This is a genomic window from Cronobacter sakazakii (assembly GCF_000982825.1).
Classification (GTDB): Bacteria; Pseudomonadota; Gammaproteobacteria; order Enterobacterales; family Enterobacteriaceae; genus Cronobacter; species Cronobacter sakazakii.
The window spans coordinates 1,824,707-1,843,327 of sequence record NZ_CP011047.1 but is presented as its reverse complement, the minus strand read 5'-3'; the positions used below and the strand labels follow the sequence as shown (position 1 = coordinate 1,843,327).

12 protein-coding genes and 2 tRNA genes are annotated in these 18,621 nt (G+C 57.5%); 3 read left to right on the top strand and 11 right to left on the bottom strand.

From position 1 onward, the window contains the following. The first annotated feature begins 11 nt into the window (after positions 1–11). A tRNA-Met gene (locus tag CSK29544_RS08665) sits at positions 12–88 on the top strand. A gap of 41 nt (positions 89–129) precedes the next feature. Further along, a tRNA-Met gene (locus CSK29544_RS08660) sits at positions 130–206 on the top strand. A gap of 88 nt (positions 207–294) precedes the next feature. On the opposite strand, the gene amiC is transcribed toward CSK29544_RS08660, so the two are convergent. Continuing rightward, positions 295–1,548 carry an N-acetylmuramoyl-L-alanine amidase AmiC gene (amiC, locus tag CSK29544_RS08655; protein WP_007894455.1) on the bottom strand — a complete coding sequence of 418 codons (1,254 nt, stop codon included), beginning with the start codon at positions 1,546–1,548 and terminating at the stop codon, positions 295–297. 227 nt (positions 1,549–1,775) lie between these two features. Here amiC and argA point away from each other — a divergent pair, with 227 nt between their 5' ends. After that, entirely contained in the window at positions 1,776–3,107 is a 1,332-nt protein-coding gene (gene argA / locus CSK29544_RS08650; RefSeq protein ID WP_007701355.1) for an amino-acid N-acetyltransferase, read from the top strand. A gap of 36 nt (positions 3,108–3,143) precedes the next feature. On the opposite strand, the gene recD is transcribed toward argA, so the two are convergent. The 10 genes from recD to lgt all read right to left on the bottom strand — a co-directional run bounded on the left by recD (position 3,144) and on the right by lgt (position 18,513). Beyond that, positions 3,144–4,979 (bottom strand): exodeoxyribonuclease V subunit alpha, encoded by a 1,836-nt coding sequence (recD, locus tag CSK29544_RS08645; protein ID WP_029039230.1) that lies wholly within the window; start codon positions 4,977–4,979, stop codon positions 3,144–3,146. Next, on the bottom strand, positions 4,976–8,518 hold the full coding sequence (gene recB / locus CSK29544_RS08640; RefSeq protein ID WP_029039231.1) for an exodeoxyribonuclease V subunit beta: 3,543 nt from the start codon (positions 8,516–8,518) through the stop codon (positions 4,976–4,978). The genes recD and recB overlap by 4 nt, the downstream gene beginning before the upstream one ends. Beyond that, positions 8,515–11,403: a pitrilysin gene (ptrA, locus tag CSK29544_RS08635; protein WP_029039232.1), complete on the bottom strand. Its 2,889-nt coding sequence runs from the start codon at positions 11,401–11,403 to the stop codon at positions 8,515–8,517. The genes recB and ptrA overlap by 4 nt, the downstream gene beginning before the upstream one ends. Before the next feature lie 105 nt (positions 11,404–11,508). Next, positions 11,509–14,880: an exodeoxyribonuclease V subunit gamma gene (gene recC, locus CSK29544_RS08630; protein WP_007894441.1), complete on the bottom strand. Its 3,372-nt coding sequence runs from the start codon at positions 14,878–14,880 to the stop codon at positions 11,509–11,511. 12 nt (positions 14,881–14,892) lie between these two features. Continuing rightward, positions 14,893–15,225, bottom strand: coding sequence for a prepilin-type N-terminal cleavage/methylation domain-containing protein (locus tag CSK29544_RS08625; RefSeq protein WP_029039233.1), 333 nt, complete (start codon positions 15,223–15,225; stop codon positions 14,893–14,895). Further along, positions 15,210–15,611: a DUF2509 family protein gene (locus tag CSK29544_RS08620; protein ID WP_007894440.1), complete on the bottom strand. Its 402-nt coding sequence runs from the start codon at positions 15,609–15,611 to the stop codon at positions 15,210–15,212. Before CSK29544_RS08620 ends, CSK29544_RS08625 begins: the two co-directional genes overlap by 16 nt. 17 nt (positions 15,612–15,628) lie before the next feature. After that, a complete protein-coding gene (locus CSK29544_RS08615; RefSeq protein ID WP_007894438.1) occupies positions 15,629–16,192 on the bottom strand; it encodes a prepilin peptidase-dependent protein in 564 nt (187 codons plus the stop codon). Beyond that, positions 16,183–16,656, bottom strand: a complete 474-nt coding sequence (locus tag CSK29544_RS08610) for a prepilin peptidase-dependent protein (RefSeq protein ID WP_007894437.1) — start codon at positions 16,654–16,656, stop codon at positions 16,183–16,185. Before CSK29544_RS08610 ends, CSK29544_RS08615 begins: the two co-directional genes overlap by 10 nt. Before the next feature lie 180 nt (positions 16,657–16,836). Beyond that, complete coding sequence (gene thyA, locus CSK29544_RS08605; protein WP_029039234.1) at positions 16,837–17,631, bottom strand: thymidylate synthase; 795 nt, start codon at positions 17,629–17,631, stop codon at positions 16,837–16,839. A 6-nt stretch (positions 17,632–17,637) separates the two neighbouring features. Next, complete coding sequence (gene lgt, locus CSK29544_RS08600; RefSeq protein WP_029039235.1) at positions 17,638–18,513, bottom strand: prolipoprotein diacylglyceryl transferase; 876 nt, start codon at positions 18,511–18,513, stop codon at positions 17,638–17,640. Positions 18,514–18,621: the final 108 nt, after the last annotated feature.

Sequence of the window (18,621 nt, the reverse complement as noted above, 5' to 3'; positions counted from 1 at the left end):
GCATCCACGGACGCGGGGTGGAGCAGCCTGGTAGCTCGTCGGGCTCATAACCCGAAGGTCGTCGGTTCAAATCCGGCCCCCGCAACCAATTAACGCGCACAGCGCGACAATGTGAAGCAGTAAGACGGACGCGGGGTGGAGCAGCCTGGTAGCTCGTCGGGCTCATAACCCGAAGGTCGTCGGTTCAAATCCGGCCCCCGCAACCAATAAAATGAACACCCTGACGGGTGTTTTTTTATGCCTGCAATTCAGCATTCCCTTTGACTGCCTTTTACGGCCAGTCAAAAAGGCGCGTTATCCGCGCCTTGCCAGCGTCCCACCATCGGCGAAATACGCTTTTATCCCTGCCAGAATCGACTCCGCCACTTCCTGCTGGAATGTCGCGGTGCGAAGCTTACGCTCCTCTTCCTCATTACTGATAAACGCGGTTTCGACCAGAATCGACGGAATATCCGGCGCTTTCAGCACGGCGAAGCCCGCCTGATCCACTTTGTTCTTATGCAGTTTGTTGACCCGCCCGAGACGCCCTAACACCTCTTTGCCAAATTTCAGGCTGTCGGAAATCGTCAGCGACTGCACCATATCGAACATGGTGTGATCGAGATAAACGTCCCCGCTTTTACTCACGCCGCCCACCAGGTCCGCGGCATTCTGGGTTTGCGCCAGGTATTTCGCCGCCGTACTGGTCGCGCCTTTGGTTGAGAGCGCAAAAACGGACGAACCGCGCGCGGCGCGGCTGGTAAAGGCGTCAGCGTGAATAGAGACGAACAGGTCGGCGCGCTGCTTCTGGGCCTTCGCCACGCGCACTTTCAGCGGAATAAAAATATCTTCGTTGCGGGTCATGAACGCTCTCATGTTCGCTTCGCGTTCAATCAGCGCGCGCAGGCGGCGGGCGATTTGCAGCACCACGTCTTTCTCACGCGTCTTATTCTTGCCAATCGCGCCGGGGTCTTCGCCGCCGTGGCCGGGGTCGATCATAATGACTATCGGGCGATCGCGCCCTGCTTTGCCCGGCTGCGGGCCGCTGGTGGCAGGCGGCACCTGTTTATCGAGCTCGCCCTTGTTGTAATCCTCAAGCAGCGCCAGCAGCGGATCCTGCTCGTTAGTGCCATTAGCCGGGTAGAGATCGATAACCAGACGTTCGCGGAATTCCGCGACCGGTGCCAGCGCAAAAAGATGCGGCGTCACGTTTTTCTTTAATTCAAACACCATGCGCACGGTTTTCGGGTCAAACTGCCCGACGCGCGCGGATTTTATAAACGGATCGTCGACGCGGATCTGGCTGCCCACGCCTTTTAGCACCGCGTTCAGGTTAACGCCTTCGAGATCGACCACGATGCGTTCCGGGTTACTTAGCGCGAACTGGCGATATTTCAGCACACGGTTAGATTCCAGCGTCACGCGGGTATAGGCGGAAGCAGGCCAGACGCGCACCGCAATAACCTGGCCCGACGCAGCCAGGCCTGCCTGGCTGACGCTCAATAACCACATCGCCCCCGCGCCCTGTAACAGCTGGCGGCGACTAAAAAGATGACTGGAACCTGACATGCCACTCCCGAGCACTAATGCGAATAACTCAACTTACGACCAAAATGGCCAAAAACTTTAGCGAATGGTAGCGAAACTGTCATCTATAAAAGGGTAAACAAATGCCTTTGAACGTCTAAGTTCGCGGTAATGACGCGCCGCCGCCATAAAATTGCCACTTGCGCATGGGATAATAAAAGAATAAAAATACACAAATTACGAATAACCATTCACTGAGAGGTTTTGCCGTGGTGAAGGAGCGTCGAACTGAACTGGTCCAGGGATTCCGCCATTCTGTTCCCTATATTAATGCCCATCGGGGCAAAACGTTTGTCATCATGCTTGGCGGCGAGGCCATTGAGCATGAAAACTTTTCCAGTATCGTCAACGATATAGGTCTTCTTCACAGTCTTGGCATCCGCCTGGTGGTGGTCTATGGCGCGCGTCCGCAAATCGACGCTAACCTTGCCGAACACCATCATGAACCGGTTTATCACAAACACACCCGCGTCACCGACGCCAAAACGCTGGAGCTGGTAAAGCAGGCCGCCGGGCTGTTGCAGCTCGATATCACCGCCCGTCTCTCAATGAGCCTCGGCAACACGCCGCTGCAGGGCGCGCATATTAATGTGGTGAGCGGCAACTTTATCATCGCACAGCCGCTCGGCGTGGATGACGGCGTCGATTACTGCCACAGCGGGCGTATTCGCCGCATCGATGAAGACGCTATTCACCGCCAGCTCGACAGCGGCGCGATTGTGCTGCTCGGGCCGGTGGCGGTGTCGGTGACGGGCGAGAGCTTCAACCTGACGTCTGAAGAAGTCGCCACCCAGCTTGCCATCAAGCTCAAGGCTGAGAAGATGATTGGGTTCTGCTCGTCGCAGGGCGTGATGAGCGACGACGGCGACATTATTTCCGAGCTGTTCCCGAACGAGGCGCAGGCGCGGCTCGACACGCTGGAAGCGGCAGGCGACTATCACTCCGGTACCGTGCGCTTTTTGCGTGGCGCGGTTAAAGCCTGCCGCAGCGGCGTGCGTCGCTGCCACCTCATTAGCTATCAGGAAGATGGCGCGTTGCTGCAGGAGCTGTTCTCCCGTGACGGCATCGGCACGCAGATTGTGATGGAAAGCGCCGAGCAGATCCGCCGCGCCACCATTAATGACATCGGCGGCATTCTGGAGCTTATCCGGCCACTTGAGCAACAGGGCATTCTGGTGCGCCGCTCGCGCGAACAGCTGGAGATGGAAATAGACAAATTCACGATTATCCAGCGCGATAACCTGACCATCGCCTGCGCCGCGCTCTACCCCTTCCCGGAAGAGAAAATCGGCGAGATGGCGTGCGTGGCCGTGCATCCGGATTATCGCAGTTCAGCGCGCGGCGAAGTCCTGTTGCAGCGCATCGCTACCCAGGCCAAACAGATGGGTTTATCCAAACTGTTTGTGCTAACCACCCGCAGCATTCACTGGTTCCAGGAGCGCGGGTTCGCGCCGGTGGATATCGACCTGCTGCCCGAAAGCAAAAAACAGATGTACAACTATCAGCGCCGCTCAAAGGTGCTGATGGCGGATTTAACCTGACAGCCCCGCTGCGGCCTGGCCATCGCCGGGCCGCGCTTATTGTTCAAAGCAGGCCATCAGGCCGCTGCGCCGTTCTGTTCTGGTCGCGATGGCCATCTCCAGCACCCGCTCATCCGCATACAGCGACAACCGCCGCCGCGCGCGCGTAATCGCCGTATAGACCAGCTCCCGCGTGACCACCGGCGCGAACTGCCCTGGCAGGAGTAGCGCCGCATGATCGAACTCCGAACCCTGTGATTTATGCACCGTCATTGCCCACGCGGTGTCATTATCCGGCAAGCGGCTTGGCACGACGGGTTTCAGCTTGCCGCCGGGCATCGGGAACCAGACGCGCAGGCCGTCGCCACGATCCAGCGCCACGCCGATATCGCCGTTAAACAGCCCCAGCGCGCTGTCGTTGCGCGAAATCATCACCGGCCGCCCTTCATACCAGCGCGACAGCGGCGTGCGACGAATCAGACGCCGCTGCGCCAGCGCATGTTCCACACGCTCGTTAAGCCCGGCGACGCCGAACGGCCCTTCACGCAGCGCGCAGAGCATCTGGAATTCGCTGAAGGCCGCAAGAATCGCCTCCGGCTCGGCACGTTCGCGTACCAGCGTTAAGAACCGCTCGTAGCCTGCCAGCGTCTCGTCAATCATCTGGGCGTAGTCATCGTTACCCGCCAGCGTCTTGCAGGCGATATCGTCAAAGCCCCGGCTAAACGTCGCTCTGGCGGCGCGATGATCGCTGCGATTAACGGCAAACGCGAGCTGCCCAATGCCGGAATCGCTGCCAAAGCGATAACTTTTCTGCAGCAGGCACAGGCAGTCGCGCAGCGCCCCGGCCGGATGCGGCTCACCGCCGTTAATGTGACACCCCGTGATGCGGGCAAGCTCGGTGGCGCGTTCAGTGGTAAAACCGTGGTTCACGTAGTGGCAGATATCACCGAGCACCGCGCCCGCCTCCACGGACGCCAGCTGATCGCGATCGCCTAAAAAAATCACCCGCGCATGGTCCGGCAGCGCCGCGATAAGCCGCGCCATCATCGGCAGGTCTATCATCGAAGCCTCATCCACCACCAGAACATCCAGATGCAGCGGGTTACCTTCGTGGTAGCGCAGACGCTGGCTGCCCGGCTGCGCACCCAGCAGGCGGTGCAGCGTGCTGGCTTCTTCCGGCAGCGCGTTTTTCTGCGCGTCGCTCAGTGGCAAACGACGCAGCGCAGCACCGAGCGATTCCGTCAGGCGCGCCGCGGCTTTACCGGTCGGCGCGGCAAGGCGGATACGCGGCAGTTTCTCTTCCGAGAGCTGCACCATGGCCGCCAGCAGTTTCGCAACCGTGGTGGTTTTCCCGGTGCCCGGCCCGCCGGAAATCACCGAGATGCGCCGGGTGAGCGCGACTGCCGCCGCCACTTTCTGCCAGTCCACTTCATCGCCTGGTGGCCCAAAAAGCGCCTCCAGTACCGCGCTCAGGCGCGCTTCTTCCAGTTCAATACTATGGTTACGCTCGCGAAAGAACGCCGCGACCGCCCTCTCATGACGCCACATACGGTTCAGATACAAACGCTCGCCGATGAGCTTCAGCGGCGTCGGCGCGTCGTCCTCACTCACCGCAGGCGATGCCAGTAAGAGCGAGCGCCAGTCGTCCGGATTGCCCGCCGCCTCAAATAGCGTTTGCGCCATTTCATCGTGACGCCCGGCGAAGCAGTGCGCTGCACACAGCCGGGAGAGCGGCATACAGACGTGGCCTTCACCGGCATCGCGGCTCACCAGCGCGGCGGCGAGCATCACCGCCGGTTCATCATCGCTTGCCACCATCATCGCAAACTGGGCATCCAGCGGGCGCAAAAGCTTTTGCACTACGGCCTGCTGGATCAGTTGATGCATTTTCATGACGCTTTCTCCTCCGCGCCGGCAAACAGCGCATCCATTGCCGTGACCAGCGCCTGCGCCGGGCGAGTCGTAAAGATGCCCTGGCGCATATCTTCTTTCGTCACGCCGCGCAAAAACAGGTAAATCACGCCACCGAAGTGACGCTCGTAATCATAGTCCGGCAGGCGATGGCGCAAATAGCGGTGCAGCGCCAGCGTGTATAGCTGATACTGCAGATCGTAACGGTGCGTCTGCATCGCCTGCGACATCGCTTCCACCGTATACGCTTCCGGGCTGTCGCCAAGCCAGTTCGATTTATAATCCAGCAGGTAATAACGCCCCTGCCAGCGGAAAACCAGATCGATAAAGCCTTTCAGCATGCCGCGCACCTGGCGGAAATCGAGCGGCGGACACTGCGCCGAAAGCGGGTCGTACTCGCGAATCAGCGCGTCAAGCGCCTCAGGGCGCAGCGCGGCGTCAATCGGCACGTAAAACTCCAGCTCCACCTGTTTATCTTTCGCGCCAAGCTGATTCAGCGACACGCCGGTCTCGTTCAGGGGCGCGCTCAGCACGTCATCTATCCAGCGGCTCAAAACCGGCTGCCAGGCTTCGTCGAAACCGCCCAGTTGCAACTGCTGCGTTACCCACTCCGCTGATACCGGCTGGGTAAAATCGATCTCCTCAAAGAGGCTGTGCAGGAAAGTGCCTGGCGACGCGCCGCGTGGAAACGTATGCGGCGACATTACCGGTTCATCAGGCACGTCACGCGCGCCCGCGCCGTCCAGATCCAGCTTCGGCAGCAGATCCAGCGCGCGCCCTGCACCATGCTGTTGTAAACCTGAATAACTGGTGACGCGCCATTCATCAATAATGCGTCGTTGCAGCTCACGTGCGGCAAGCGTCGGCGGCGCTGACTCCGGCGGCATCCAGGGCGTGTTATCCGGCTCGCCCGGGATCTCCAGCGCCAGATTTTCATCGCATAAGGCTTCAATACAGCGACGCAGGCCGTTCGCATCCAGCGCTTCGCCTTGTTGAATCAGCCTGCCAAGCGCGCTGCGGTGGAGATCGGTTTCCCCTTCTTTTGCGCCACGGCGGCGAAAGAGCGGCGCCACGCCCAGGCTGCAATGCCAGATGGAGCGCGTCAGCGCCACATAAAGCAGACGTAAATCCTCCGCCAGCCGCTCCATCTCCGCCAGTTCAAGGCTCTCTTCAGCGTTGCTCAGATCGAGCATCGGCGTAAACGTCTCGCGATCGTGGTAAAAGGCCTGTTTCTGCTCGCGGAAATCGGCAATAAAGGGCAGCCAGACCAGCGGATATTCAAGCCCTTTCGATTTATGAATAGTGACGACCTGAACCAGATGTTTATCACTTTCCAGACGCAACTGCTGGCTGGAGGCGCTCGCGTCCGGCTCGGCGATATGCTGGGCTAACCAGCGCACCAGCGCATATTCGCTGTCGGCCTGCGCAGAAGCCTCCTGGAGTAATTCGCTCAGGTGGAGAATATCCGTCAGCCTGCGCTCGCCGCCCGGTGTGGCGAGCAGATTTTCCGCCACCTGCCGGTGCGTCATCAGCGCGCGCAGCATCGGCATCACGCCGCGCCGCAGCCAGATCTGCCGGTAGCCGTCGAATTCCTCTACCAGCGCATCCCAGGCGTTTTCATTTTCATTGAGCGCCTCAATGGCTGGCGCATCCAGCCCGAGCATACTTGCTGCCAGCGCGCTGCGAAGCCGCGTCTCCACCTCTGGTGCCAGCACGGCCTGGAGCAGCCAGAGCATCTCCAGCGCCTCCTGGGTGGCGAAGACGCTGTCGCGGTTAGAAAGATAAACAGAGGGAATGTTTAACGCATTCAGCGCCTCGCGCACCAGATTCGCTTCGATGCGGTTACGCACCAGCACCGTAATATCTGACGCCTGAACCGGTCTCGCACGCTCTTCGCGCCACAACAGCGCTTCACCCTTCATACCCGCGCTTAACCAGTCGCGGATCTGCTGCGCACAGACGCGCGCCATTGTTTGTTGGTAATCACTTACTCCTGCGCCGTCGCCTTCCATAAGCCAAAGCTTCATGGCGGGCTGTGTTTTCCCGGCAAAAGTAAAACGCAACGACTGATTACGCGCGGCAGGCTTCACTGCCAGAAAAGGGATATCGCGAAACATAAACGCGTTTTCCATCTGGCTGAATATTTTATTGACGCTCTCCACCATGCCTGGTGCCGAACGCCAGTTCGTATCAAGTGTATAGTGAGCGTTTACTTCCCCGCGAGCACGCATGTAAGTAAAGATATCCGCACCGCGAAACGCGTAAATCGCCTGTTTCGGGTCGCCGATGAGCAGCAATGTGGTCTCTTGCTGGCCCAGCCAGATGCGACGAAAAATACGGTATTGCTGCGGATCGGTGTCCTGAAACTCATCGATCATCGCCGCCGGGTAACGGGTGCGAATCGCCGCCGCCAGCGCCTCGCCGCCCGGTTGATTCAGCGCCTCGTCAAGACGGCTAAGCATGTCGTCAAAGCCCAGCTCGCCGCGGCGGCGCTTCTCCTGCGCGACGGTGTAGCGGATTTCCGCCATCGCTCTGGCAATGAGCAGATCGCGGATGGTGAAAGGCTCTGCCAGCAGCGCATCGATTGCATCAAACACCGCGTGACGTGGCGCGTCGCCTTTTTTAGTCTTCTCAAGCAGCGTACTCTGGGCAAATTTCTCAAGCGCGCCCGGCAATTGCCAGGAAGTGGTTTCTTCCTGCGCCCAGGCGGCCATCTGGTCAAGCCATGCGGGCAAATAACGGCTGCTGTAGCTGCGCTTATCGACGCCCGAATTCTGAATCAGCGCCGCCAGCTCTTCAGCGTTTTCACGCCACAGGGCTTTGACCTCGTCAATACGCGCTATCGCGTTTTCATAGCGCGATTCAATCGTTTCGTCATCCGGCGGTGGCGTTTTGAGCTTCGGCGCTTCGCCATGCAGAAAGCTGTTTACATCGCGCAGCAGCGATTCCGGCCCGTCCCACTGTTCGCAGACCACGCGCGCCAGGGGTTTGGCGAGCGGGTAACAGTGGCGACGCCAGAAATCGGCGCAGGCCTGATAACGCAGCAGCGATTCATCTTCAATTAACTGCTGCTCGAATGGCATCCCCGATTCAAAGGCATTCAGGCTCAGCATGCGCTGGCAGAAGCCGTGAATGGTAAAGATGGCCGCCTCGTCTATCTGCCGTTCCGCCAGCAGCAGCGTGCGGGCCGCCAGTGGTTTATCCGGAATCTCATCCAGCAGCCGCTGGTAGAGTGGATCGTCGGTGCGCTCGCGCAGGCAGGCCACACGCAGTTCGTGAATATTGCTGCGGATACGCCCGCGTAGCTCTTCCGTCGCGGCTTCGGTAAAGGTTACGACTAACAGCTCTTCAACGGTTAACGGGCGCGGGTGAGCCGCCTCGCCGCCCAGGCCTAACAGCAGACGCAGATACAGCGCTGCGATGGTATAGGTTTTCCCGGTGCCAGCAGAGGCTTCTATCAACCGCTCGCCCGTTAAGGGCAGGCGGAGGGGATCAAGGGAGGCTGCGGGCTCATCGGTCATTGCGTATCACTCAGAAGCGGTAAAGATTGTTGCAAGTCGCTGACGCTCTGATACACCGGCCATCCTTCAGGCGCTGCATAACGCGCCTGCGGGCTCTGGCTGCCGGAGACCTGTGAGAGGATGGTCATACCCTGTCGGGCCAGTACGGCCTGATGGAAAAAGTCGGCCAGTTTTTGCGGCGTCAGCTGTCTGATTTCGGCCACAACTTTATCACGAGAATCGAAGTTTAAATTATCCCGATCGAAGTCTTTACTCACCTGCGAGGCTTCTTCGCCAAGCGTCTGGGGCACTTGCTGCATGTCGTTAATGATACTTTGTTGAATATGAGCAAAATCCTGCGCGTTAAGCGTGCGAAGCCGCGACTCCACTTGCGGGAAGAAAGCCTGATAGCGCTTCCAGAGATAATCGGGCTGCTTTTCGCTGCTTTGCAGCAGGAAACCGATCCCCCACTGGCGGCCGACAGGCATCGGGAAGGCGAAGACGGCATAACCTAACTGCTCCTGCGTACGCAGCTGGTTGTAGAACCAGGGCGAAATAATCTGTCCAAGCATGGCGCTACAGGCAGAGCTGGTCGACTCGTTATACCCGACTGGCACAAACAGCGCGGCCAGGGCGGAATCCGTGCTGCTGCCCGCTTTGTTAAAGATAGCCTGCTGCGCTTTATCTACGCTGACGTCCCGGGTGCGCGTCCAGCTTTTCCCTTTCAAGCCCAACTGACGAACGGCCTCCTGTGTGAAATTTTTCACCTGCTCAGGGGCCAGGTTGCCGACCACAAGGAATTCCGCGCGGGCATGGGTTTTCAGGCTCTCGCGATAAGCGAGAATGTCCTTAAGTGTGATTTCAGGCAACAGCGCGCGGCGCGCTTCACGCTGGAAATACGGCACCTGGGAGACCATCTGTACCGGCATAATAGCCTGATCGTAGGCTTTGCCCTGCTCCGCCGATGCCAGCATCTGCTTATACCAGGATTTCGCCTGCGCCAGCTGATCCTCGGTAGGCTCATAGCTGAAATAGCCGTCCAGCAACGTCAGGAACAGCTTACGTAAATGCTGGGTGTAGCCATTCGCGCTAATCATCAGCCCGCTGTTGGCGCTGCTGGAGAAACTGATGCCACCTACGGAGGCCTGGTTGCTCAGCTGATCAAGGGCAATCCCGGCCAGATAATCATTCAGCGCGAACAACACCTGGTTTTTCGCGCTGTTCATCGCCTGCTCATTGCGCAGCACCAGGGTGATATCCGCTCTCGGCTCGCTGGCGAAATAGCGGCTTGGCATATAGAGCACGCGTAGCTCCGGCTCCTGAACCAGCAGCTTAGGATGCGCATACGGCTTCTGCGGTTTAATCAGGCTGAAATCGCTCGGGATATAAGGGTTTGGCTCCGGCAAAGTAAGCGAAATCTGCTGCCCGAGCGTTTGCCACTGTTTTAGCGTTGCCGCCGGGATTTTATCCACCTGATACGGCGCGCCGACAAAATAGGCCGTTTTGTTGTGCGGTTCGTCAGGGCTGATATACCAGATACGGGCGTTTTCCGGCGTCATCATCGCAAGGCGCGCGTTCACCGCTTGGGGATCGAACTGATCCGCAATATTTACCACATCCAGCGTATGCTCAACGGGCACGCGCAGCATGCTGTCAGCCAGCCACTCAACATAATTCATATCCCGGGTGATGGAGGGATAGCGGAAATCGAGATCCAGCACATGAGAAAGCTCGGTGAAATAGCGTTTATCAATGCCTTTATCACGAAGCGTCTGAAGGTAACGGAAGATGGCTGCTACGACGTTGTCGCGCTGCGCGAGTCCTTTATCCGTCAGCGAGACGGAAATGACCATCACGCCGCTGTTTCCGGCGACAACCGGATCGGAGTCCGCTCTGACGCTTTCGGCAAGCCCCTCTTTTTGCAGCCAGTCAGATAATGTGCCAGGACTGCGGCTGCCTATCATGTAGCCGATGAGTTCATCGGTTTTACTGCGGAATTTGTCGCTGTTGTTATCGATGCGAAACTCAACGCGCAACGCCTTAAGCGGCTGCACAGGGACATAGTGAATAAAAATGCCTTGCTGTGCGGGTGTTACGACAGGGGTAGTGATTTCAGGCACCGTCAGGTTTTTATTCGGCACGCGTCCCCAGGTTTGCGCGGCCATGCGGGCAAGCTCCGGCAACGGGCGGTTACTGTAGACCACGGCTTTCATGAGGTTCGCGGAGTAGTATTTATCCCGAAAGCCCACCAGTGCCTGATGGAGCGGACTGCCAGGCTTATCACGCAGCGTCTCCAGGTTGCCGCCGGAAAAACGCGAGCCCGGATGCGCCGGGTTTAACGTTTCGGCGCTGATTTGCGCCATACGCATCCCGTCGCGCGCACGCGCCATGGTTAATTCCGCATTTACCGCGTTGCGTTCACGATCGGCATAAGTTTTATCGAGATTCGGCGCAGCGATCGCGTTCGCAAGCCTGTCCATCGCGCCATCGAGAGCGTCATTTTCTACTTCCAGATACCAGGCGGTGCGGTAAGGTGCCGTGCTGGCGTTATGGCTTCCGCCGTGGAGCTTCAGGTATTCCGCCAGACTGTCAGGCTCAGGGTATTTTTTGGAGCCCATGAGCGTCATGTGCTCAAGATAATGCGCAAGCCCCAGATGATCGTCAGGGTCTTCCAGCGAACCTACCGGCAGCACCAGCGCGGAGAGCGATTTTACGGCCTGCGGATCGCAGACCAGTAAAACCACCATTCCGTTATCGAGCCGGATAGCCTGGTATTCACGGTTATCACGATCGCTTTTACGGATCGTTTCTTTCAGTGGTTGCCAGCCTGTATCGGCCTGAGACAAGGGAGCCCAGAAGGCCATGCATAACAACAGCGCTTTGTACCAGTTACGACATCCAGGCATCAATAAACCTCTCATTTACTGCTTCTGCTATTCATCATTAACATGCGGCGCATACGGCTACGTCCTTCTTATGAGGGCGTCAACGTCGCCGTCTGCGCTTAATGGTCAGGGTTGGTGATGGCGGAACAGCGGCAGCAGATAACGCTGCGCCTCGCGGATGATGGCCTCGTAATACTCCGGCTCCAGGTGACGCCACAGACGCTGATACCAGATATCCATCCCCTCGCCTTCTACCATCTGGTTACCCGTCCAGGCCTGAATCAGCTTATTACGTGCTTTCAACTGGGTTTCTTCATCCCACAAAATGGCATCATTCTTCACGTCATAACAGGCTTTTAGCCACTCACCACCACTCTGCGGCAACAAAATCAGCGGTTCGCGCATTCCCTGCTGATACCCCTCGGTAAGCTCGCGCAAATAGTGTTCCGCTTGCTCACGCGGTACAGGCGGAAAGCGCCAGCAGCTATCTTTACGGCCATAAAGGCGGCTGGTTCCTTCACCGCCACAGGCACAGTAGACCAGATGCTCAAGCCAAAGTTGCATTCCATGTTCAACACGCAGTATGGAAGGCCGCCACCGTAACAGCCCGTCCTGCTGCACATGCTGCAACCAGCCCGTCATTTCGACATTACCAAGCTCAAGCGCAATCTCCTGGCTTTCGCCGCCATCGCGCTCAGCCAGCACTCGCTCGGCCAGAGCCTGCATTTCCTGTAGCTGGCTTTCCCAGAACAGCTCGCCGAACGCGCCATAGGGCAGCTCACCTGCCGCACGGTATCGACGATAGAGGGCTTCAGGATCTTGTTGCTCCACCAGCGTATTCAGTAGCTGCTGATTCATGTGGTAGCGGCCGAGGCTATCCAGGGTAAAAGGCTCAGCATCCGGCAGTTCGCTCTCTTCCGTGCGGAAGTTAACTTTCAGCCGCAACTGGAAAAAGGCTCGCACCGGGTGGCGCCAGAAGCGCTGGAACTGTTCAAATGGCAGTTCCTCAAGCGTGACTGGCGTCAGCGGTTTGATAAATTCCGGATGCGCCTCACCCTGCTCGCTGGCGGCGGGCAGCCATTCGCGGGCGTAGCTCTGAGTCTCTCTGGCAGGCTGAAAGTTTTCCGCATCAAAAGGTGTTCGAGGGTAGAGCCGCATCAGGTGGGCTTTGACCTTTTTCGCGCTTTCATCACAGTTGAGCGCCTCGTCGCCCGGCAGATAATGGCTCTGGGCAAGATAATCCACCAGCTCCTGCACCAGCACTGATGGATACTTTTCGCTGTTATCCTGTACCGAACGGCCAATGTAGCTGATGTAAAGTTGCTGCTGAGCGGAAATCAGCGCCTCCAGGAAGAGGTAACGATCGTCGTCGCGACGGCTGCGATCCCCGCGCTGCGGCTTCTGGCTCATAAGATCAAACCCCAGTGGCGCGAGTGTTCTTGGATAAACGCCATCGTTCATGCCCAGCAAGCATACGACCTTAAAAGGAATCGAGCGCATCGGCATCAACGTACAGAAGTTTACCGGCCCGGCGAGAAAACGCTGGCTGATGCGCTCCTGGTCGAGCATTTTCGCCAGCTCATCACGCAGCAACGTGAGCGGCACTTCATCTTCATAATGTGCGCTAATGCCTTGCTCGATAATCGCCTGCCACTGTTGTTCGATGAGCGCCAACGCGGCTTCGGTCTCAGCATCAGGTGCAAAGAAGCTATCGAGCATTTCCCGACAGACCGGTAGCCATTCTGCCAGCGGCCGCGCCTGCGAAAGCCCTTTGCGCCACAGGTTAAGCTGCATTAAGAGTTCAGCAAGATGGCCGACCAGTTCAGCAATTAACCCGCTGGATTCATCATACGGCAGCACCGACTGCCATTCGCCAAGATGGCTTTCCATGGCGTAGCCCAGCAGCATACGGGTAAGACCAAACTGCCAGGTGTGCTGACCGGTCGCTGGCAGCGCCAGTTCACGCACGTTGTCATCATCAATGCCCCAGCGTACGCCGGACTCATTCACCCACTGTCGCAGGAAGCGCAGCCCCTCTTCGCTGATATTGAAACGGGCGGCAAGCGACGGGACTTCCAGCAATGCCAGGACATCTTCAGAGACAAAACGGCTGTCCGGCAGCGAGAGTAACGTAATGAATGCCTGAAGCGCAGGGTGCGCCTGACGCGCGCGCCGGTCAGAGATGGCGAACGGCAGGTATCGCTCCTGGCTCGCGCTGCCAAAGACAGCCTGAATAAACGGACTGTAGCTGTCGATATCCGCCACCATCACGATGATATCGCGCGGCGTCAGCTGTGGATCGGCCTCCAGCATTTGCAGAAGCTGGTCATGGAGAATTTCCACTTCGCGCTGGGGGCTATGGCAGACATGCACACTGATACTGCGATCGTCAGGATCCAGCAGGCGTTTTCCATCGCTTCGCTCAAACTCCTCAAGCGTCACGCCCGCCTGCGCCTGATTACGTAGTTCCAGCAGATCGAACTGCAGACTGTGCAACAGGTTATCGGGTTCGAGATCGACAAATACATCCATCTCCTCAAAACGCTCAAGGCCTGAAAGCAGGTACGTGTAGTCACGGCCTAATTTGCCCCAGGAAGCAAGCAGCGGGTTTCCCACTTCCTGCTCGCCTTCTTCATTGAACAGAGCAGGGGCCGTTTCGCTGTCTTTAAAAAGCGGTGCCGTTCCCTCTTTCGCATGCAGTTTACGCTTGCGGCTTAACAGGCGCGCGAGGAAAGCCGGATCTTGTATATCGCCCCAGTAATAACGGCACGGGTTAGTAAAAAGTAGATGCACATCAATGTGTTTACCCAGCGCCTGTAAAGCCTGTAGATAGACAGGGGGCAGCGCCGAAATGCCACAAATAAACACGCGGGCGGGCAGCCCTTCCGGGCGGCTTTCCGCCGTCTCAAGCGTACGAATAAAACGCTGATAAAGGTTGGCGCGGTGCCACTGCGGCTGCCCGAGCGCTGCGGTGTGTTCAACCAGCGCCCGCCAGAGCGGCGCCTGCCAGCGCTGTGGCTCGCCAAGACCATCGACAACATCTCCTGCCTCCCAGCGGGTTAACCATTCGGGGCGATACACCAGATACTGATCGTAGAGATCCGCCACGCGTGAGGCGAGCTGGAACAGCTTGCGTTTATCTTCGTCATCGTGCAGGTAGTGCCGCAGCATGTCGAAGTCAGGCGAAGTGAGCATACCTGGCAAAAGCTTCATGAGTTTCCAGCTCATGTTCTGTTTGGTAAAGGCGCTCTCCTGCGGAATATCACGCAGCACGCGCACGAACATGTCCCAGATGAAGCTTGCCGGAAGTGGAAACTCGATATTCGCGGCGATGCCAAATTTCTGTGCCAGGCTCATCTGCAACCACTGCGCCATACCGGTGCTTTGCACCAGGACGATCTCAGGCTCGAAGGGATCGGGAAGCGGCTGTTGTTCAACAATGAACTCCATAATCGCTTCCAGCACATCAAGCCGGTTGGAGTGATAAACCCGTAACATAGTGACTCCTGACTACTGCTTTTCAGAGGGGCAATGTAAACGTCTTAACTGCCCTTGCCTGCCCCCAGGGCTCGACACAATAACCGAAATGCTGACACATCCCGCTACGGAAGTCTCCACCCGCGTCGCTTTCCAGCCTTCAGGCAAAGGTGGCGGGTTGATTTCTGCCTGCTGACTCGCAAAACGCCAGAGCTGCCGATAGTGCCACTGATTAAGAAACCCTTGCGCCAGTACCTGGTAATACCCCGTTAACGCCCCGATGATGACGATGAACAAAACCAGAGACATCAACACTTCGGGCAAGCTAAACCCGGCCTGACGCTGGCGAGCTAAGGTAACTGGCATTGCTTCGCCTCCGTGAGCGGGCAGAAGTCGCTCCAGCCATGCGGCATAAAACGCAGGCGATCACCGTCAGGCTGCGCCCAGCGCCAGAGCGTGAGGGGCACGGCATTCTCATCCGCGCCCTCTGCTGCGACCAGCAGATACGTTTGCATCTGCCTGACGCAGGCCCGTCCTTTGACTTCAGGCAAAGTCTGACATTGCCACTGTGGTGTAAACACCCAGCGTTGGCTTTGCGACAATGCCAGCGCTGAAAGCGCCGCGTTAAACGCTTTAATCGCCGCACTTTCGTTTGCCGCGCGGCCAAAACGGCTGTCCAGTTGCTGCTGAAGCCCACCTAACATCAGACTGCCCAGCAGCAACAAAGCCAGAACCATAGCAATGGTCGACATGCCCTTCTCTCTGGCGTTCATAAGTTAAACCCACTGACGCTATGCTCCACAGCCACCGGATCGCCGTGGTAGCGGAGCATTATTGCGCGCAATGCCACGGTAAATAGCGCAGGGAAGCCGGGCCGCCGTTTTTCCCGCACCTGAAATTTGTCGATGCGCACCATGGCGGGATTCGTCATTTTCTCCCACCCTTTCCCCTCGCAGGATGTAGCGCCCCTTAGCGTCTCAACGCTGCCGTCGCGCAGGCGATACCCCGTTTGCTCAGCATCGGCTGAAGGCGCGCTCTCGAAACGGCCATTGCTGTTCGCATCCCACTGCACCAGCAAACAGCTGCCGTCGCTATTGAGTTGCAGTGCGCGGCTATCACAACCGCCGTAGCAGTAACCAGCTCGCTGTATCTGTTTGCCCACTGTAAATGCCAGCTGCCAGAGCTCTTCTTGCAAGAGCGTTTGTTGCGCCTGACGCAGTATGCCGAGCTGCAACGCGGGAAGCAGCCTTGCGGCTCCGGTTAACAATACGCTGCTTATGCCAAGCGCAATCAGCACCTCAAGCAGAGAGAATCCTTTCTCCTTTACACGCATGATGTCCCTTCTCCTGGCTCGCATAGCCGGATCCGCCCCCAGACCGAAATAATGATGCGCCACTCCCCAACGGGGCTACGTAAAATGATGTGTCCTGGCCAGGCCGTATTGCGTAATCCAAAGAAGGCCAGCCCGGGCGTCATTTCAGCGATCTCCACTTCCGGCCACGGCGGTGAAAACTGATCCTTTGCTCCTTTACGACACGTCTGCTCGCTACTCGTCTGTGTACCCAGGCACCATCCCTGCGAACCACGATTTACCCAGAGTTTGTAGTCAACATTACGCCAGTTCGCCTCCTCCCTGAGTGCTTCAAGAAAATCACGCGTTTGCTGCGCGGTCTGCCATAAACGTTGCTGGTTTTGCCAGCGCTGCCAGCCATACACGCCCGCCGCGCTCATGCTGATAATAATCACCAGCACCACCATCACTTCTATCAGGCTATAGCCCTGCTGTTTTCGGTTCATGGCGCAAGTGTGCCACTGCCAGTAAACGTGACCAGCGGTAATCCGCGAAACCGGAAGACATCTCGAAAGAAATCGACTCGTTTGCATGTGCTTGCATAAGCGCTGGAAGATGTGCCGAAGAATGAATAACAGGAATAAAAAAACCGACGCGGAAGTGCGTCGGTTATGGCAGGGTAAGCATTAAATCGCGACGGGCGCTTTGATGGCCGGGTGAGGATCGTAGCCTTCGATTTCGAAGTCTTCGAACCGGTAATCAAAGAGCGATTCCGGCTTACGCTTGATAACCAGCTTCGGCAGCGGGCGCGGCTCGCGTGTGAGCTGCAAACGCGCCTGCTGCAGGTGATTGCTGTAGAGGTGCGTATCGCCGCCCGTCCAGACGAAATCGCCGGGCTCAAGGTCACACTGCTGCGCCATCATATGCACCAGCAGCGCGTAGCTGGCGATGTTAAATGGCAGGCCAAGGAACACATCGCAGGAGCGCTGGTAGAGCTGACAAGAGAGCTTGCCGTTCGCTACGTAGAACTGGAAAAACGCGTGGCAAGGCGCCAGCGCCATTTTATCCAGCTCACCGACGTTCCAGGCAGAAACAATGATACGGCGCGAGTCCGGATCGTTTTTCAGCTGGTTCAGGACGGTTTCCAGCTGGTCGATATGGCGGCCATCGGGTGTCGCCCATGAGCGCCACTGTTTGCCGTATACCGGGCCCAGATCGCCGTTTTCATCTGCCCACTCGTCCCAGATGGTGACGTTATTTTCATGTAAATAAGCGACATTAGTGTCGCCTTTCAGAAACCAAAGCAGCTCATGGATGATGGAGCGCAAATGACAACGTTTAGTCGTAACCAGCGGAAAACCTTCCTGCAGGTTAAAACGCATCTGGTGGCCAAAAATCGAAAGCGTCCCGGTGCCGGTACGGTCATCTTTTTGTGCTCCCTCATGGAGCACTTTGTTCATCAGTTCAAGATACTGTTTCATGGCGTCTCACGAAAGTTGCTGCTGTGGGCGGCAGCGATAAGCCCAGATCATCATGGCTGCGCCTGCGACGATCATCGGAATGGAGAGGATTTGCCCCATGCTAATGTACTGCACCCACTCGCCGGTAAACTGCGCGTCCGGCTGACGGAAAAATTCAACAATAATACGGAATGCGCCGTAACCAATCAGGAACAGGCCGGAGACCGCCCCCATCGGACGCGGTTTACGGATAAACAGATTCAGAATGATAAACAGCACGATGCCTTCGAGGAACAACTCATAAAGCTGCGACGGATGGCGAGGCAGCACACCGTAAGTATTAAACAGCGATTGCCATTCCGGATGCGAGGCCAGCAGGCCGATATCTTCGCTGCGCGAACCGGGGAAAAGCATGGCATACGGGAAGCCCGGATCGACACGGCCCCACAGCTCGCCATTAATAAAGTTACCCAGACGGCCCGCGCCAAGCCCGAAGGGGATCAGCGGCGCGATAAAATCGGAGACCTGGAAGAAGTTACGTTTGGTGCGCTTCGCAAACCAGATCATCACGCAGATTACGCCGATGAGTCCGCCATGGAAGGACATCCCGCCATCCCAGACGCGGAACAGATAAAGCGGGTTTTCGAGGAAGAGCGGCAGATTGTAAAACAGCACATAACCGATACGCCCGCCAAGGAAGACGCCGAGAAAGCCCGCATACAGCAGGTTTTCCACTTCGTTTTTTGTCCAGCCGCTGCCAGGACGATTAGCACGACGAACGGCGAGCCACATGGCGAACACAAAGCCCACAAGATACATCAGCCCGTACCAGTGAAGCGAAACCGGTCCAAGAGAGAAGATTACCGGATCAAAATCGGGAAAATGCAGATAGCCACTATTCATCTGTCACCAAAACCTGTTGTTATCCCGCTGAAAGTGGACAGCGGGTGAGATGCTGCGCCCTTTTCCGGACGCTCCTGAGGCTGCGGATCATAGCATAAAGCCTGGCGT

Coding starts and splice junctions, on each gene's coding strand:
- amiC (WP_007894455.1), bottom strand. CDS start 1,548: ATGTCAGGTTCCAGTCATCTTTTTAGTCGCCGCCAGCTGTTACAGGGC.
- recD (WP_029039230.1), bottom strand. CDS start 4,979: ATGAAAATGCATCAACTGATCCAGCAGGCCGTAGTGCAAAAGCTTTTG.
- recB (WP_029039231.1), bottom strand. CDS start 8,518: ATGACCGATGAGCCCGCAGCCTCCCTTGATCCCCTCCGCCTGCCCTTA.
- ptrA (WP_029039232.1), bottom strand. CDS start 11,403: ATGCCTGGATGTCGTAACTGGTACAAAGCGCTGTTGTTATGCATGGCC.
- recC (WP_007894441.1), bottom strand. CDS start 14,880: ATGTTACGGGTTTATCACTCCAACCGGCTTGATGTGCTGGAAGCGATT.
- CSK29544_RS08625 (WP_029039233.1), bottom strand. CDS start 15,225: ATGCCAGTTACCTTAGCTCGCCAGCGTCAGGCCGGGTTTAGCTTGCCC.
- CSK29544_RS08620 (WP_007894440.1), bottom strand. CDS start 15,611: ATGTCGACCATTGCTATGGTTCTGGCTTTGTTGCTGCTGGGCAGTCTG.
- CSK29544_RS08615 (WP_007894438.1), bottom strand. CDS start 16,192: ATGCGTGTAAAGGAGAAAGGATTCTCTCTGCTTGAGGTGCTGATTGCG.
- CSK29544_RS08610 (WP_007894437.1), bottom strand. CDS start 16,656: ATGAACCGAAAACAGCAGGGCTATAGCCTGATAGAAGTGATGGTGGTG.
- thyA (WP_029039234.1), bottom strand. CDS start 17,631: ATGAAACAGTATCTTGAACTGATGAACAAAGTGCTCCATGAGGGAGCA.
- lgt (WP_029039235.1), bottom strand. CDS start 18,513: ATGAATAGTGGCTATCTGCATTTTCCCGATTTTGATCCGGTAATCTTC.